The following is a 14,736-nucleotide window of genomic DNA, read 5'->3' on the forward strand; positions in this document are numbered from 1 at the left end:
ATTCGCCGCGACGGCGCGAGTAACATCGATCCAACGCGGCGCGCACGATGCGCCGGCTTTCGACCGCAGGAGTTTTCGTGAACATCGACCCCGCCCTTGCCCTGCACCTGCTGCACCGTTGCGCGCTCGGCACGCTCGCGACGCACGCGCGCGAGCCGCAAGGCTTTCCGTATCCGACGGTCGTGCCGTTCGCGCCGGACGCGCGCCACCGGCCCGTGATCCTCGTGAGCGGCCTCGCCGAGCACACGCGCAATCTCGCGGCCGATCCGCGCGCGGGCTTTCTCGTCGTCGATGCACCTGACGGCGACGTGCTGAACGCCGAGCGCGCGACGCTGCTCGGCCGCTTCGCGCCGGTCGACGCCGATCCGCATCTCGTCGCGCGCTACCTGCGCTACGAACCGGACGCCGCACGCTATCTCGCGCTCGGCGATTTCACGTTCTGGGCGCTCGACGTCGAGCGGCTGCGCTATATCGGCGGATTCGGCCGGATGGGCTGGGTGGACGGCGCGACGCTCGACGCGCGGGCGCCGCTCGGCTTCGACGACGAGCAGGCGCTGTGGGCCGCATACGACGCCGCCGACGAGCGCCGCGCCGGGCTCGACCTGCTGGGCGTCGACCGCTACGGCGCCGACTGGCGGCGCGACGGCCGGCGGATCCGCACCGCGTTCGACGCGCCGCAGACGGACACCGGCGCGCTGCGCACGCAACTGGTCGCATGCGCGCAACGTGTGGCGTGACGTCGCGGACATCGATCGTGTTTAATCGGTTGACTATACAAGTCGATTTTTCCGATCCTGTCGTCTGATGAAAGCTTTGATTTTTCAGATGCAGGGTAATTGCGTATGCTGAAAGTCTTAATAGTCGCCTGCTTTTGTCCTAATCTCGCTGTAAGGACATGGAAAATTGAGAAATGGCCGCGACGGGTCAAAATGACCCGGCCGAATGGCAATTCAACTCGGGATTTTCATTGAGTCCGCTTCATTCAATTCTGTTTTGTGCTAATCTCTGCCTTCAAAATCCGAGGCACAAATATTTCAAGAATGGCGAGCCGGCTCAAGACTGGCGCCATTGGTCAGATAAAAAGGGAAACTATGTCTTCTTACAAGGACCTGCTGGCCCAGCGGGAAAAGCTGGAGAAGCAAATCGAAGAGGCGAAGTCGCGCGAATACGCGGAAGTCCTCAATGACGTGAAGCAGAAAATCGCTGACTACGGCTTTACGCTCGCCGAGCTCGGCCTGAGCCGTGCGAAGGCTGGCAAGGTCGGCCGTCCGCGCGCCGGCGTCGCGGCAAAATACCGCGATCCGGAATCGGGCGCGACGTGGTCGGGCCGCGGCAAGCCGCCGCGCTGGATCGCCGGCAAGAACCGCGAACAGTTCGCAATCTAAACGCCTGTTCGACAGTCTTGCACTGAAAGGCCGCGTGTCCTTGACGGGAGCGCGGCCTTTTGTTTGGGTGGGTTGGGTGCCGCCGGCGCCCGCCGGCTGTCACGAAAATGTCACAATCGGTGTGAATGAAAATGCGACCCGTTCGCATAACCGGTTGATTTAAATGAGAAATTTGGGGTTATTGGAATGGCGTGCAACGCGCCTTGGTAGAATCCGATATCGCATCCCCTTATCTCATATTTCATGTCCACCTTTTCCGGCGACGCGCATAGCGGAGAAAAGCACGCGGTTGCGCGCAAGAGCACGCTGGTCAGTATCGTGCTCAATGTCGTGCTGGCGACGTTTCAGATCGTAGTCGGCACGATTGCGCATTCGCAGGCGCTGATTGCTGATGGCATCCATTCAATCTCCGATTTGATCTCGGATTTTGTCGTCCTGGTCGCGAATCGCCATAGTGGCGCAATGCCGGACGCCGATCACAATTACGGGCACAGCCGTTACGAGACGGTTGCATCGCTGTTTCTCGGCGGGATTCTGATCGCGGTGGGGATCGGCATGCTGTGGCGCGCGGGCGATCGCCTCGTGCATCTCGAGGACATTCCGCCCGTGCATTTCAGTGCGCTGGTCGTCGCGGTCACCGTGCTGGTGTCGAAGGAGGCGCTGTTCCGCTACATGCTGCGCGAGGCGCAGCGCGTGCGTTCGGCCATGCTCGTCGCGAATGCATGGCATGCGCGCTCGGATGCCGCGTCGTCGCTCGTGGTCGCGATCGGCATCGTCGGCAGTCTTGCCGGCGTGCGGCTGCTCGACCCGATTGCCGCCGCGATCGTCGGCTTCATGGTCGCGCGAATGGGCTGGACGTTCGGCTATGACGCGCTGCAGGACCTCTCCGACCGCGCGCTCGACGAGACCGACACCGCGGAGATCCGCGCGCTGCTCGCGGCCACGCCCGGCGTGCGCGACGTGCACGACCTGCGCACGCGCAAGATGGGCGACTCGGCGCTCGTCGATGCGCATATCCTCGTCGACCCGATGATCTCGGTATCGGAAGGGCATTACATCGCGGAGACCGCGCGCGCTCGCGTGCTGTCCGACCGGCGTGTGCTCGACGCGCTGATCCATGTCGATCCGGAGAACGACGCGGCGCGACGGCCGGCGCTCGCGCTGCCGCCGCGCGACGAGATCGCGGCACGGCTCGAGGCCGAGCTCGCGCGTCGCGGCCTGCGCGCCGACACGGTGAATCTCCACTACCTGAGCACGGGGCTCGAGATCGACGTGACGCTCGCGCCCGATCCGCACGCAAGCGCCGATGCCGACGCGGCGCTGGCCGAACGGCTCGACGTCGACGCGCTGGCGCGGCAGTTCGGCGCGCGCCGGATCAGTTTCACGCGGGCGGTGCAGGAGCGTCCGTGACGGGGACGCGCTAGAGCGGCAGCTGGGTGTCGAATTTGATCTCGCGCAACACGACGCTCGTGCGCACCTGCGACACCGCCGGAATCTTGAAGATGCGCTCGTGCAGGAACACGTCGTACGCCTTGATGTCGGGCGCGACGATCTTCAGGATGTAATCGGCTTCCCCGGTCGTGCTGTAGCACTCGGTGACTTCCGGGCACGTCGAGATCTCGCGCTCGAACTGCTCGACGCCGCCCTCGTTGTGCCGGGTCAGGTGCACGTGCGCGAGCGCGCACACGTGCAGGCCGAGCTTTTCGCGATCGAGCAGCGCGGTGTAGCGCTGGATCACGCCGGATTGCTCCATGTCCTTGATGCGTCGCCAGCACGGCGTGCTCGACAGGCCGACCTGGTCGGAGATTTCCTGGACGGAACGGCGCGCGTCGAGCTGCAACAGGCGAAGGATTTTTTGCGAAAAGGAATCGAGCGTCACCTGCGCCTCCATGCGGCAGCTACAACACTCCGAATGTTAGAGGGGCGCGAAAAGAAAGGCAATCCGATGCGCCGCCGCTGAGGGAGATTCGCTAATTTGCGCGCGGGTCCGTAGGATTTTGTCCCGCTGTGCCGTCGTCCGCCGCGGCGTCGGCGGACGACGCCCGCGCCGCGAGCGCGGCCTGCTGCACGCGCAGGTCGGCAAGCATGTTGCAGAACAGCGCGCCTTGCTCGATCGCGTCGTCGAGCGCGACGTGCGTGTGCGGATGATCGTCGAACCAGTGCTTCGGGAAGCGCGGCTTGATTGCCTTGCGGTACGGCAGGCCCGTCATCGCGAACGCGAGCGTCTTGATGTCGAGCGCTGACCACGAGAACGGGCAGCGGCCGGCGAAGCGCATCATGTACCAGAACATGAACGTGAAGTCGAAGCCGGCCGGCATCGCGACGAACACCGGCTTGCCGGGCAGCGCCTCGACCCAGTCGACGTACGCGACGAGCGCCGCTTCCGGCGCTTGCAGGTCGCGCCGGCACGCGGCCCACGCATCGGGCTGGGTCTTCCACCACGCGTCCTGCACCGGATGCGGCTGCGCGCCGGGCAGCGTCTCGAGGTTCGCGGAAAACGTCGCGATCAGCTGCTTGTCCTCGGTGTACGCGGCCGACGCGAAGCTCAGCATCGAGTGCGGGCCGGGAATCGGGCCGTCGGCCTCGACGTCGGTGCTGACGTAGATTTCCTGAATCGCCTTCTGGTTCATCCGAACACCTTGTCCGAGACGAACGGATTCGTGCGGCGCTCGTCGCCGAACGTCGAGACCGGGCCGTGGCCGGGCACGAACGTGACGTCGTCGCCGAGCGGCCACAGCTTCTCCTTGATCGAGCGGACGAGGTCGGCGTGGTTGCCGCGCGGGAAATCGGTGCGGCCGATCGAGCCCGCGAACAGCACGTCGCCGACGATCGCGAGCCGGTGCGGCCGGCTGAAGAACACGACGTGGCCCGGCGTGTGGCCCGGGCAGTGGTAGACCTCGAGCGTCTCGTCGCCGAACTGCACGGTATCGCCGTCGTTCAGCCAGCGGTCGGGCTCGAACGCGTCCGCGGCCGGGAAGCCGAAGCGCTCGCTCTGCGTCGGCAGCTTCTCGATCCAGAAGCGCTCGTCTTCGTGCGGCCCTTCGATCGGCACGCCGTAGCGGGTCGCGAGTGCCTTCGCGCCCGCGCAGTGATCGATGTGCCCGTGCGTGAGCAGCACCTTCTCGACCTGCACGTTCTGGCGGGCGACTTCCTGTTCGATCCGTTCGAGATCGCCGCCGGGATCGACGACGGCGGCGCGGCCGGTCGCCTCGCAGACGAGCAGCGAGCAGTTCTGCTGGAACGGCGTGACCGGGATGAGCGTGACTTTCATGGAAGCACCGGCGGGTTGAAAGGTCCGATTGTACCGGGCGAACACGCGGCCGGCCGGCCGCGCCGCGCGGGCCGCGCGACGCGCGACGCGCTCGCGAGCATGTCGATTGTTACAGCCATAGCGAGAATCAATGGTGTGCCGGGGCCGGTTTCCGAGACACGTTTTTGAATTCTGTATAATGGCGCCCATCCTGCGTGAAATTTACGCAATCCGCTGGTGTTCGAACCCCGCTTGACACGGGGTCATGAGCACCGTCAAAGCATCGGCCGCCGGGGAGTCCGGCGGTGAATCCAGCACCGAATGTTCGGTGCTCACGTCTTGTCCGGCCGGGTGCTGCGCGCCCGCTGCGGCCTTGCTGCCGCGCCGCCGGATGAGGCCTGTGCCGCCGTTCCTGTGCGTTGGCTGAATCGACGCGCGCGAACGTGAGAGCCATGTTCGATGGCGGCATGTGGGGTCTGGTCAGGCTGCCGGGGACAGGTTGCGCCAGACGTGAAAGCTAATCAGGACGGTTGCGGCGAGTACGATAGCCGCGTCCATGCTAGCCGCCTGCTCGTGTTCGAGCGGGGCGTGCACGCATTTGCCGTCCGGGCCGCATAGCAATGTTGTGAAGACGCGGCCCGAACCAGAAGGCGACACGTCGATGAAATTTCGATTTCCGAGCCGATTCGGAACTTTGGCTGTATTTTTCGCGCTGACGGGCTGTGCCGTGCCGCCCAGCCAGACGAGCAGCAACACGAACCAGAAGAACGCGGTCAGGACGACCGCCGCGGACAACAGCTCGCAACTGAATTTCGATTCGGCGCTGGCGTCGATGCCGGCTGCCGACAGCAAGGAAGCCAAGGGCACGTCGCTCGCCGATGCGCAGCCGATCGACGGCGCCGACGTATCCGATTTCCGCCAGACCGGCCGGGCGTCGTGGTACGGCAGGGGCTTCCACGGCCGCCGCACCGCGAACGGCGAGCGCTTCAACATGAACGCGTTCACCGCCGCGCATCGCACGCTGCCGCTCGCGTCGTACATCAGGGTGACGAACCCGTCGAACGGCAAGTGGGTCGTCGTGAAGGTCAACGATCGCGGGCCGTACAAGCGCGGCCGGGTGCTCGACCTGTCGTATGCGGCCGCGAAGGTGATCGGTCTCGTGCACGCCGGCACCGGGCGCGTGAAGATCGAAGGGCTGTCGCCGAAGGAAGCACGCGACGCGCGCAACGAAATGCTCGCGTCGATCACGTCGCAGTAACCGTTTCTCGCACGGCCGCGCATCAGCCGGGCGCCAAGGTCGAAAGGGCTGCCTATGGGCAGCCCTTTTTGCATCTGCGCGCATAGGCGTGCCCGGGAACGGCACCCGCCCGGCCTGGCGCGCGGCGCCCGCCGGTCACGCGCCGGTCACGCGCCGGGCCGCGTTCGTCAGTCGTTCCCTTCCTTGAGCACGAGCGCGCGCGCATACAGCGCGTTGCGCGATGCGCCCGTCAGCGCGGCCGCGAGCTTGGCCGCGCTTTTCACCGGCACCTCTTCCAGCAGCAGCCTGAGCAGCGCGTCGTGCGCGGTGTCGTCGGCCGCGCCCTGGTCGGCCGGCGCGCCTTCGACGACGAGCACGAACTCGCCGCGCTGCCGGTTCGCGTCCCCTTCGAGCCACGTCAGCCCTTCGGCCAGGGTGCCCTGGAACAGCTGCTCGTGTAGCTTGGTCAGTTCGCGCGCGATCAGCAGCCGGCGCGCGGGCCCGAATGCGTCTGCGAGCGCGGCGACCGTCTCGACGATCCGGTGCGGCGCTTCGTAGAACACGAGCGCGTACGGATGCGCGGCGAGCGCCTGCAGTTCGGTGGCGCGCTGCTTCGCCTTCGGTGGCAGGAAACCCGCGAACGTGAACGCGCCGGCCCAGTCGCCGGCGACGCTCACCGCGGTCACGGCCGCGCTCGCGCCCGGCAGCGGAATCACCGCGAAGCCGGCCGCGCGCACCGCGTCGACGAGCCGCGCGCCGGGGTCCGAGATGCCGGGCGTGCCGGCGTCCGACACATACGCGACGCGTTCGCCCGCGCGCAGGTGCTCGATCACGCGCAGCGCGGCTTCGCGTTCGTTGTGCTCGTGCGCGGCGACGAGCGGCTTCGAGATCCCGTAGCGGGCGAGCAGCTGGCCCGTATTGCGGGTGTCTTCGGCGGCGATGCGGTCGGCGAGGCCGAGCACGTGGAGCGCGCGCAGCGTGATGTCGGCGGTGTTGCCGATCGGCGTCGCGACGATGTAGAGCGCGGCGCTCGGGTAGTGCTGCGTGTGCGCAAGTTCGAGGAGGGCAGTCATGGCGGGCAACGCGCGCGGTCGCGGCGCAAGCGGAACAAGGTCGGCATTGTGCCACGGGGCGCCGGCCGGATCGGAGGGCGGACGCGCGCCGTCGCGCGCGGATGGGCAGCCGATTGCGCGCACGGACAACTTTTCCGGCGCGGCGCGATCCAAGTCGGTCGGCGCGGCATTCGAGGCGCGGGCGCGGCAGTTCCTCGAACGCCGCGGGCTCGCGTTCGTCGCGGCGAACGTGACGATGCGCGGCGGCGAGCTCGATCTCGTGATGCGCGAGCCGGACGGCACGCTGGTGTTCGTCGAGGTGCGCGCGCGACGCAGCGTCCGGCACGGCGGCGCGGCGGCGAGCGTCGGCTGGCGCAAGCGCACGCGGCTCGTTGAGGCGGCCCAGCGCTTCTGGGCGCGGCACGGTGCAGGCGCGCCGTGCCGCTTCGACGTGGTCGCGTTCGAGGCCGGGCAGCTCGTGTGGCTGCGCGACGCGTTTCGCGCGGACGACGCGTAACGCGAGCTGTGACCAGATGTAAAGAGTTCCGCCGGCCTCCGGGGAGAGGCCGCGGAGTACGGTAAACTCGCCGCACTCACGATGTCGCGCGATGCCCCATCACGCATAGCACCCGATCAGGAATCGATGTCAGTCGAACGTATTCAGCAACATTTCCACGACAGCGCCGCGCTTCACGTCGAAGCCGGCGACGCGCTGTCGCTGCCGATCGCGGCCGCGGTCGACGCGATGTTCGCCGCGCTGGCGAACGGCAACAAGATCGTCGCATGCGGCGACGGCCCGTCGGCCGCCGCCGCGCACTACCTCGCCGTGTCGCTGGTCGGCGGCTTCGAGCGCGAGCGTCCGGGCCTGCCGGCGATCGCGCTTGCCACCGACGCGTCCCATGCCGGCATGACCGGCGCGCTGGCGCCGGATCAGCTGTTTGCGCAGCAGGTGCGCGTGCTCGGGCAGACCGGCGACATCCTGCTGGTGCTGGACCCGACCGGCGCGTCGCCGCGTGTGCTGGCCGCCGTCGACGAGGCGCACGAGCGCGAGATGACGGTGGTCGCGCTCACAGGCGGCAGCAGCCTTGCGCTGGCGGCCGCGCTGTCCGACACCGACATCCCGATCAGCGTGCCGGCCGACCGCGCGGCGCGCATTTACGAAATCCATCTGCTGACCATCCACTGCCTGTGCGACGGCATCGACGCGATGCTGCTGGGTGAGGATTGAACGAAGGAGAGCCGTCAATGAAAAAAAGCCGCGTCCAACAGACGCTCGTCAGAACCACGCTGCTGGCCGCGCTGACGGCCGGTCTCGCCGTGTCGCTACAGGGCTGCGTGCTCGGGGTGGTGGGCGCCGCGGCCGGCGGCGGCGCGCTGATCGCGACCGACCGCCGCACGCTCGGCGCGCAGACGGAAGACCGCGAGATCCAGCTCAAGGCGACGACGCAGATCAACAACAGCCTGCCGGACCAGTCGCACGTGGGCGTGACCGTGTTCAACCGCCGCGTGCTGCTGACGGGCGAAGTGCCGAACGATGCGTCGAAGCAGCGCGCCGAGGAAATCGTGCGCGGCATCAACAACGTGAACGGCATCGTCAACGAGCTGGCGGTCGGGCCGGCCAGCTCGCTGTCGGATCGCGCGAACGACTCGTACCTCGAAGGGCGCGTGAAGACCGCGCTGATCGCGACGAAGGACCTCTCCGCGAACAACTACAAGGTTGTCAGCGAGCGCGGCAACCTGTACCTGATGGGGCTCGTCACGGTCGACGAAGGCAACCGCGGCGCGGAAGTCGCGAGCCAGGTGCCGGGCGTCGAGAAGGTCGTGAAGGTGTTCCAGTACATCAGGTCGCAGGACGCGCAGGCGCTGCAGGCGGCGGCCCCCGCGAGCGGCGCGTCCGCGGCGGCGGCTGCGCCGGCTGACGGCACGACGGTCGGCGCGGTGCCCGACGCGTCGGTGACGGCGACGCCGCTGCAGTCGCCCGCGCCGATCTCGAATTCGACCAACGTTCATCCGGGCAATCCGAAGGCGGCACCGCAATGAAGCTGAAGCAGTGGATTCAAGGCGCCGCGGCCGCGGCGCTGCTGGCGGGCACGTTCGGCGCGATCGCGCACGCGGACGTTGGCGACGGTCTGAAGGTCGCGCGCAGCAATGCGTGCATGGGCTGCCACGCGGTCGACCGCAAGCTGGTCGGCCCGTCGTTCAAGGACATCGCGGCGCGCTACAAGGGCGATCCGCAGGCGGTCGCGAAGCTGTCGAAGAAGGTGAAGGAAGGCGGCTCCGGCGTGTGGGGCGCGATCCCGATGCCCGCGCATCCGCGCATGAGCGATGCGGACGCCCGCTCGGTCGTCGAATGGGTGCTGGCAGGCGCACCGTCGAAGTAATTTGACGCTATTGCCAAGCGCGCGAAAGCGTGTGTATGATGTTTGCTTGTTGGGGCGGTAGCTCAGCTGGGAGAGCGTCGCGTTCGCAATGCGAAGGTCGGGAGTTCGATCCTCCTCCGCTCCACCAACAGAATCCGAAGGGCTCGATCGCAAGATCGAGCCCTTTTTGTTTGCGCGTCGTCATGGCGGCACCGGCGCGACCCGTGTTTGAAATCTGTCACCAAGTGACCTTTCATAGGCAGAGCCGGATGCTTCGAACGTGGTTTTTCATTGCATTGATGATATGTGTACCGGCCGTCGCGGGTATTTATATGTCGACGCAAGCGCCGCACCGGCCGGTGGCGCCGGATCAGCGGCCCGCACTGATTCAATTGGGCGATCCAAAAGCGTTTCTGGTCAACGGGCCGACGACGCGGGTAAGCCGTGACAGCTTCTTCACCTCTGACGACGCCCTCCCCGGGGGAGCGTCCGGCGACCCCGCCGGGATCGACACACATCATGCCGAAGCAATTCCTCACGGTGGTCACGTATCCATCACGAATGAAAGTGGCCTGATGTTCTACGAAGTCACCTGGGCTTCTGATACCGGACGCGTGCAGTACCGACAGGGCCAGGACACGGTTGAGTTTTCAAATGTCTTTTCGGTCCTTGGTGCGGCGGACAGCGACGATGCCGCAGGGATCTATGAATGGACCGTACAGTTTCCCTGGGCGAGCGGCAGTACACAAACTCCACGCGCACTGGAGGCGTTGACCAGGGCCGGCTGGCATCGCTATATCGATGCGGATGATCCGCGACTGACAGGTCGCTGGTCCGTCAAGTATGCGCTGCCCGACAAGTGCCCGCGTAACGAAATGTCCATAGCCGAGGACCGTGGCCACGACCTTTATTCAATGGATCCGGGCTATCCACTCGATGCCGCCGAAAGCAAGTGCATCGATGGCGGGACATGGGTGTTTTAAAAGGATCGTGTGTACATCACTGTCCAAAACATTCCGGTAACCCGAATCGACATCAACAGCGAGGCCTCGTTCTATCGCGCATACTTCGAACCGGGATCGGAGAAATGGAAACGCTGGAGGGAATTTCTTCCCGCCGAACTGCAGAACGCGCAGGCCAAGCGAACTGCACGGGAAAAGGAACTGATGGCGAAAGGGTATCCGATTGACACGGCGTACAAGCCTCCCCCCTTTGAGGTCGAACTGTTGAAGGAAGCACAACGAGGCGGGCACTGACGAGCCAGTGCCGGATGCGCGTTGATTCAAAGGGCTCGATCACGAGGTCGGGCCTTTTTGTTTGCGCGTTGCGTCGCGCGAACCACCGTCTGCGCTGCTCGATGGCGCGCCGCCGCCCGTTCGGTCACGCGCCCCGCAAAAAGCTCGGCCTTTTCGGATCGTAAGTCCACCCCGGCACGAGGCAGCGCATCGCGACCGCATCGTCGCGCGCCGTGCCGCCGACCTGCCGGTACAGCGCATGCGCGGCCTCCACCTGCGCGATGTCGAGCTCGATCCCGAGCCCCGGCCGCTCCGGCACGGCCACCTGGCCACCGACGATCGCGAGCGGCTCGCGCGTGAGCCGCGCATCGCCTTCCTGCCAGATCCAGTGCGTGTCGATCGCGGTAATCGCGCCCGGCGCGGCGGCCGCCGCATGCGTGAACATCGCGAGCGACACGTCGAAGTGATTGTTCGAGTGCGAGCCCCACGTGAGCCCCCAGTCGCGGCACAGCTGCGCGAGCCGCACCGAGCCCTGCATCGTCCAGAAGTGCGGATCGGCGAGCGGAATGTCGACCGCCTGCAGGCGGATCGCGTGATCCATCTGCCGCCAGTCGGTCGCGATCATGTTGGTCGCGGTCGGGATGCCGGTCGCGCGGCGGAACTCGGCCATCACCTCGCGTCCCGAATACCCGGCTTCCGGGCCGCACGGGTCTTCTGCATACGCGAGCAGGCGGCCCTGCCCGCGGCACAGCGCGATCGCTTCATCGAGCGACCACGCGCCGTTCGGGTCGAGCGTCACGCGTGAATCGGGAAAGCGCGCCTTGATCGCCGCGATCGCTTCCATCTCGTCCGCGCCCGCCATCACGCCGCCCTTCAGCTTGAAATCGGCGAAGCCGTAGCGCTCGACCGCCGCCTCCGCCTGACGTGCAATCGCGGTGGGCGTCAGCGCTGCCTCGTTGCGCAGCCGGAACCAGGCTTGCGGCGCGCCCCGTTCGTCGCGGTACGGCAGGTCGGTGCGCTGCCGGTCGCCGACGTAGAACAGGTACGCGAGCATCGGCACCGCGTCGCGCTGCCGGCCTTCGCCGAGCAGCGCCGCGACGGGTACGTCGAGGTACTGGCCGAGCAGGTCGAGCAGCGCGGCCTCGATCGCGGTGATCACGTTGTCCAGCCGCAGGTTGATCTCGTGCGGCTGCCGCAGCACGGCGGCTTCGCCGGCCGACGTCACCTCGTGCCGGATCGCGCGGCCGGCCGCCGGGCCCGCTGCGCTGCCGCCGGCCAGCGCCGTGCGCACCGCGTTGAGCGTCGCCTGGTAGCGCCCGATCGGCTGGCCGACCACGAGACCGGTCATGCGCTCGAGCGCCTGGCGGATCCCTTCGCCGCCCGGCACTTCGCCGACGCCGGTCCGCCCGCTGCTGTCGGCGAGGATCACGAGGTTGCGGGTGAAGAACGGCGCGTGCGCGCCGCACAGGTTCAGCAGCATGCTGTCGCGCCCGGCGACCGGGATCACCTGCATGCGCGTAACCAGCGGGGTGCCCGGCGTCGGGCCGGCGCTGCGGGGTTCGGACATCGCTTCGCTCCTGGTTGGCGCGGGCGGCCGGGCGCGCCGGCGCGAGCCCGCGTCGTTCATTCGAGCTCGACGCGGCGGATCTCGCCGACGACGAGCACGTAACAGATCACCGCGACGAGCGCATGCGCGACGACGTAGACGAGCGCGCCGTTGAACGAGCCGCTGCGCTCGACGATGTAGCCGATCGCGATCGGCGTCGTGATGCTCGACAGGTTGCCGCAGGTGTTGAGCAGCGCGCCGCTCAGGCCGGCGATCTGGCGCGGCGCGGTGTCGGCGTTGACGGCCCAGCCGAGCGCGCCGAGCCCCTTGCCGAAGAACGACAGCGCCATGAACAGCACGACGAGCACATGCGATTCGGTGTAGTTGCAGATCACCATCGACATCGACAGCAGCATGCCGATGACGATCGGCACCTTGCGCGCGACCGACAGCGACACGCCGTGCTTCAGCAGCGCATCGGACACGACGCCGCCGAGGATGCCGCCGAGGAACCCGCACACCGCCGGGATCGACGCGACGAGCCCGGCGTTGAGGATCGACATGCCGCGCGCCTGCACCAGATAGACCGGAAACCACGTGATGAAGAAATAGGTCAGCGCGTTGATGCAGTACTGCGCGACGTAGATGCCGATCAGCATCCGGCTCTTCAAGAGCGCCTTCACGTGGCGCAGCTGCGGGCCGCCGTCGCGCCGGCCGGTCGCCTGGTCGATGTTGACGAGCGCGCCGCCGTCGGCGAGATAGTCGAGTTCGGCGCGGTTGATGCGCGGGTGGTCCTTCGGGTCGTACACGATGCGGTTCCACACCGCGACGAACGCGAACCCGAGCACGCCCATCACCGCGAACACCGACTGCCAGCCGAACGCGTGCACGAGCCAGCCCATCAGCGGCGCGAACACGACGGTCGCCGCATACTGCGCCGCGTTGAAGATCGCCGACGCGGTGCCGCGCTCAGGCGCAGGGAACCACGCGGAGACGATCCGGCTGTTGGCCGGGAACGACGGCGCCTCGGCCGCGCCGACGCAAAAGCGCAGCGCGAACAGCAGCGCGAACGCGGCGCCGCCGCCGAAGAAGCCGATCGCGCCTTGCAGCAGCGTGAACAGCGACCAGAAGAAGATGCTGAACGCGTAGACGATGCGCGACCCGTAGCGGTCGAGCAGCCACCCGCCCGGCAGCTGCGCGACGACGTACGACCAGCCGAACGCGGAAAAGATGAAGCCGATCTGCACGTGGCTCAGGTGCAGCGCGCGGGCGAGGCTCGGGCCCGCGATCGAGATCGCGGCGCGGTCCGCGTAGTTGATCGTCGTGACCGCGAACAGCGCGGCCAGTACGAGCCAGCGCACGCGGGTGCGCGCGACCGTCGCCGACGCGGACGCCGGCAACGCGTGGAGCGGATTCATGCTGTCTCCTCCGGAACGGAAGGGGCCGCGGCGCGGCCGGCGCGTCGGGCGCGCTCGATCTCGTGTCGGTGCTGCCGGTCGGCGGCGCGGATCAGGCGGATGCCCGCCGCCCGCGCGTCGGCCGGACGCCTCTACCGTCGCCGCGATGCGCGACGATCGAGCACGTCCGGGTCATTCTTGCATGGCGAATATTCCGCTTTCATGCCAATTCATGACTTGATCGATTCAGTTTTTGAATCGCCGTTCGAATCGCCGCGCTACGCCGCTTCCGGCGCCGCGGCGCGCGGCCCGGCCACGTGCCGCACGAGGAACTCGACCGCGGCGCGCACGCCGGGCAGCTGGCCGCGGCGGTGCGGCATCAGCAGCGTCGTGGTCACCTGGCCGGCGTGCCACGCGGGCAGCACGCGCACGAGCGCGCCCGTTTGCAGCGCGTCGCCGGCGATCCAGTCCGGCAGGCACGCGATGCCGAGGCCGGCGACGGCCGCCTGCAGCAGCAGCGTCGATTCGTCCGCGTGCAGGCGGGGGCGCGGCGCAATCTCGACGCTGTCGCCCCCGCGGCCGACGCGCCACGGGGCGGATTGAAGGTTCGGATACAGGCCGTCGTGCTGCGCGAGTCCGGCCGGCTCGGCCGGTTCGCCGCACCGCGCGAGATAGGCCGGCGACGCGACGAGGATGATCGGCGAAACCGCGAGCGGGCGCTGCACCAGCGCGGAGTCGGGCAGCGGCGCGAAATGGCTGCGCACCGCGATGTCGAAGCCTTCCTGCGCGAGATCCACGAGCCGGTCGCTCGCATGGATCTGGAGCTGCAGCTTCGGATGGGCGGCGGCGAGCGCCGGCAGGCAGGGCGCGAGGAAATGCTGTGCGACCGGCACCGAGCTCGTGATGCGGACGACCCCGCGCGGCTCGGCGGCCTGCCGCAGCACCGCGTCGCGCGCGCTCTCCGCCTCGATCACTGCCGCGCGGGCGTGCTGGAAGAAGTCGGCGCCGACCGGCGTCAGGCGAAAGCTGCGCGACGTGCGGTGCACGAGCCGCGCGCCGAGCGTGCGCTCGAGCTCGGCGACGCGCTTGCTGACCGTCGATTTGGGCAGGTCGAGCAGGCGGGCGGCAGCGGACATGCTGCCGGCTTCGACCGCCTGCACGAAGAGGTAGAGATCGTTCAGATTCACCGGTCAGCGTCCACAAGTAGAAACGACGGGTTTCGATTTTACCGGCTACAGCGGCATCGTTCGAAATGCGAGCATTCGAACTCGTTC

17 protein-coding genes and 1 tRNA gene are annotated in these 14,736 nt (G+C 67.5%); 11 read left to right on the forward strand and 7 right to left on the reverse strand.

The genetic code is table 11. From position 1 onward, the window contains the following. Window positions 1-77 precede the first annotated feature (77 nt). From ACFIMZ_RS01430 to ACFIMZ_RS01440, 3 genes are all read left to right on the forward strand, one after another. Complete coding sequence (locus ACFIMZ_RS01430) at window positions 78-737, forward strand: HugZ family protein (RefSeq protein ID WP_431821099.1); 660 nt, start codon at window positions 78-80, stop codon at window positions 735-737. Window positions 738-1,091: 354 nt separating this feature from the next. After that, the gene (locus tag ACFIMZ_RS01435; protein ID WP_010092987.1) at window positions 1,092-1,385 is read left to right on the forward strand and encodes an H-NS family nucleoid-associated regulatory protein; all 294 of its coding nucleotides are present in this window, start codon (window positions 1,092-1,094) and stop codon (window positions 1,383-1,385) included. 243 nt (window positions 1,386-1,628) lie between these two features. Then, entirely contained in the window at window positions 1,629-2,795 is a 1,167-nt protein-coding gene (locus ACFIMZ_RS01440; RefSeq protein WP_431821100.1) for a cation diffusion facilitator family transporter, read from the forward strand. 10 nt (window positions 2,796-2,805) lie between these two features. Here ACFIMZ_RS01440 and ACFIMZ_RS01445 read toward each other — a convergent pair whose 3' ends face one another. The 3 genes from ACFIMZ_RS01445 to ACFIMZ_RS01455 form a co-directional block, all read right to left on the reverse strand. Next, a complete protein-coding gene (locus tag ACFIMZ_RS01445) occupies window positions 2,806-3,276 on the reverse strand; it encodes an Lrp/AsnC family transcriptional regulator (protein WP_011882933.1) in 471 nt (156 codons plus the stop codon). A gap of 79 nt (window positions 3,277-3,355) precedes the next feature. Beyond that, window positions 3,356-4,015, reverse strand: a complete 660-nt coding sequence (locus ACFIMZ_RS01450; protein WP_431821101.1) for an exonuclease — start codon at window positions 4,013-4,015, stop codon at window positions 3,356-3,358. Beyond that, a complete protein-coding gene (locus ACFIMZ_RS01455; protein WP_431821102.1) occupies window positions 4,012-4,656 on the reverse strand; it encodes an MBL fold metallo-hydrolase in 645 nt (214 codons plus the stop codon). Before ACFIMZ_RS01455 ends, ACFIMZ_RS01450 begins: the two co-directional genes overlap by 4 nt. 640 nt (window positions 4,657-5,296) lie before the next feature. On the opposite strand from ACFIMZ_RS01455, the gene ACFIMZ_RS01460 reads away from it, so the two are divergent. Continuing rightward, complete coding sequence (locus ACFIMZ_RS01460; protein ID WP_431821103.1) at window positions 5,297-5,893, forward strand: septal ring lytic transglycosylase RlpA family protein; 597 nt, start codon at window positions 5,297-5,299, stop codon at window positions 5,891-5,893. A gap of 167 nt (window positions 5,894-6,060) precedes the next feature. On the opposite strand, the gene rsmI is transcribed toward ACFIMZ_RS01460, so the two are convergent. Further along, complete coding sequence (gene rsmI, locus ACFIMZ_RS01465; protein WP_431821104.1) at window positions 6,061-6,945, reverse strand: 16S rRNA (cytidine(1402)-2'-O)-methyltransferase; 885 nt, start codon at window positions 6,943-6,945, stop codon at window positions 6,061-6,063. A gap of 46 nt (window positions 6,946-6,991) precedes the next feature. On the opposite strand from rsmI, the gene ACFIMZ_RS01470 reads away from it, so the two are divergent. From ACFIMZ_RS01470 to ACFIMZ_RS01500, 7 genes are all read left to right on the forward strand, one after another. Further along, window positions 6,992-7,441: a YraN family protein gene (locus ACFIMZ_RS01470; RefSeq protein WP_431822411.1), complete on the forward strand. Its 450-nt coding sequence runs from the start codon at window positions 6,992-6,994 to the stop codon at window positions 7,439-7,441. A gap of 126 nt (window positions 7,442-7,567) precedes the next feature. Beyond that, the gene (locus ACFIMZ_RS01475; protein ID WP_431821105.1) at window positions 7,568-8,152 is read left to right on the forward strand and encodes an SIS domain-containing protein; all 585 of its coding nucleotides are present in this window, start codon (window positions 7,568-7,570) and stop codon (window positions 8,150-8,152) included. A gap of 17 nt (window positions 8,153-8,169) precedes the next feature. Beyond that, complete coding sequence (locus ACFIMZ_RS01480) at window positions 8,170-8,964, forward strand: BON domain-containing protein (protein ID WP_431821106.1); 795 nt, start codon at window positions 8,170-8,172, stop codon at window positions 8,962-8,964. Beyond that, complete coding sequence (locus tag ACFIMZ_RS01485; RefSeq protein WP_431821107.1) at window positions 8,961-9,305, forward strand: c-type cytochrome; 345 nt, start codon at window positions 8,961-8,963, stop codon at window positions 9,303-9,305. The genes ACFIMZ_RS01480 and ACFIMZ_RS01485 overlap by 4 nt, the downstream gene beginning before the upstream one ends. A gap of 51 nt (window positions 9,306-9,356) precedes the next feature. Beyond that, window positions 9,357-9,432 (forward strand) — tRNA-Ala (locus tag ACFIMZ_RS01490). Between the two features lie 121 nt (window positions 9,433-9,553). Beyond that, window positions 9,554-10,267: a hypothetical protein gene (locus ACFIMZ_RS01495; protein WP_431821108.1), complete on the forward strand. Its 714-nt coding sequence runs from the start codon at window positions 9,554-9,556 to the stop codon at window positions 10,265-10,267. Window positions 10,268-10,276: 9 nt separating this feature from the next. Beyond that, the gene (locus tag ACFIMZ_RS01500; protein ID WP_431821109.1) at window positions 10,277-10,540 is read left to right on the forward strand and encodes a hypothetical protein; all 264 of its coding nucleotides are present in this window, start codon (window positions 10,277-10,279) and stop codon (window positions 10,538-10,540) included. Window positions 10,541-10,664: 124 nt separating this feature from the next. On the opposite strand, the gene ACFIMZ_RS01505 is transcribed toward ACFIMZ_RS01500, so the two are convergent. From ACFIMZ_RS01505 to ACFIMZ_RS01515, 3 genes are all read right to left on the reverse strand, one after another. Beyond that, a complete protein-coding gene (locus ACFIMZ_RS01505) occupies window positions 10,665-12,086 on the reverse strand; it encodes an enolase C-terminal domain-like protein (protein WP_431821110.1) in 1,422 nt (473 codons plus the stop codon). Between the two features lie 56 nt (window positions 12,087-12,142). After that, the gene (locus tag ACFIMZ_RS01510; protein ID WP_431821111.1) at window positions 12,143-13,483 is read right to left on the reverse strand and encodes an MFS transporter; all 1,341 of its coding nucleotides are present in this window, start codon (window positions 13,481-13,483) and stop codon (window positions 12,143-12,145) included. 257 nt (window positions 13,484-13,740) lie between these two features. Further along, window positions 13,741-14,649: a LysR substrate-binding domain-containing protein gene (locus ACFIMZ_RS01515; RefSeq protein WP_431821112.1), complete on the reverse strand. Its 909-nt coding sequence runs from the start codon at window positions 14,647-14,649 to the stop codon at window positions 13,741-13,743. Window positions 14,650-14,736: the final 87 nt, after the last annotated feature.

The sequence above is a fragment of the Burkholderia sp. F1 genome, from assembly GCF_050813845.1.
Lineage (GTDB): Bacteria > Pseudomonadota > Gammaproteobacteria > Burkholderiales > Burkholderiaceae > Burkholderia > Burkholderia ubonensis.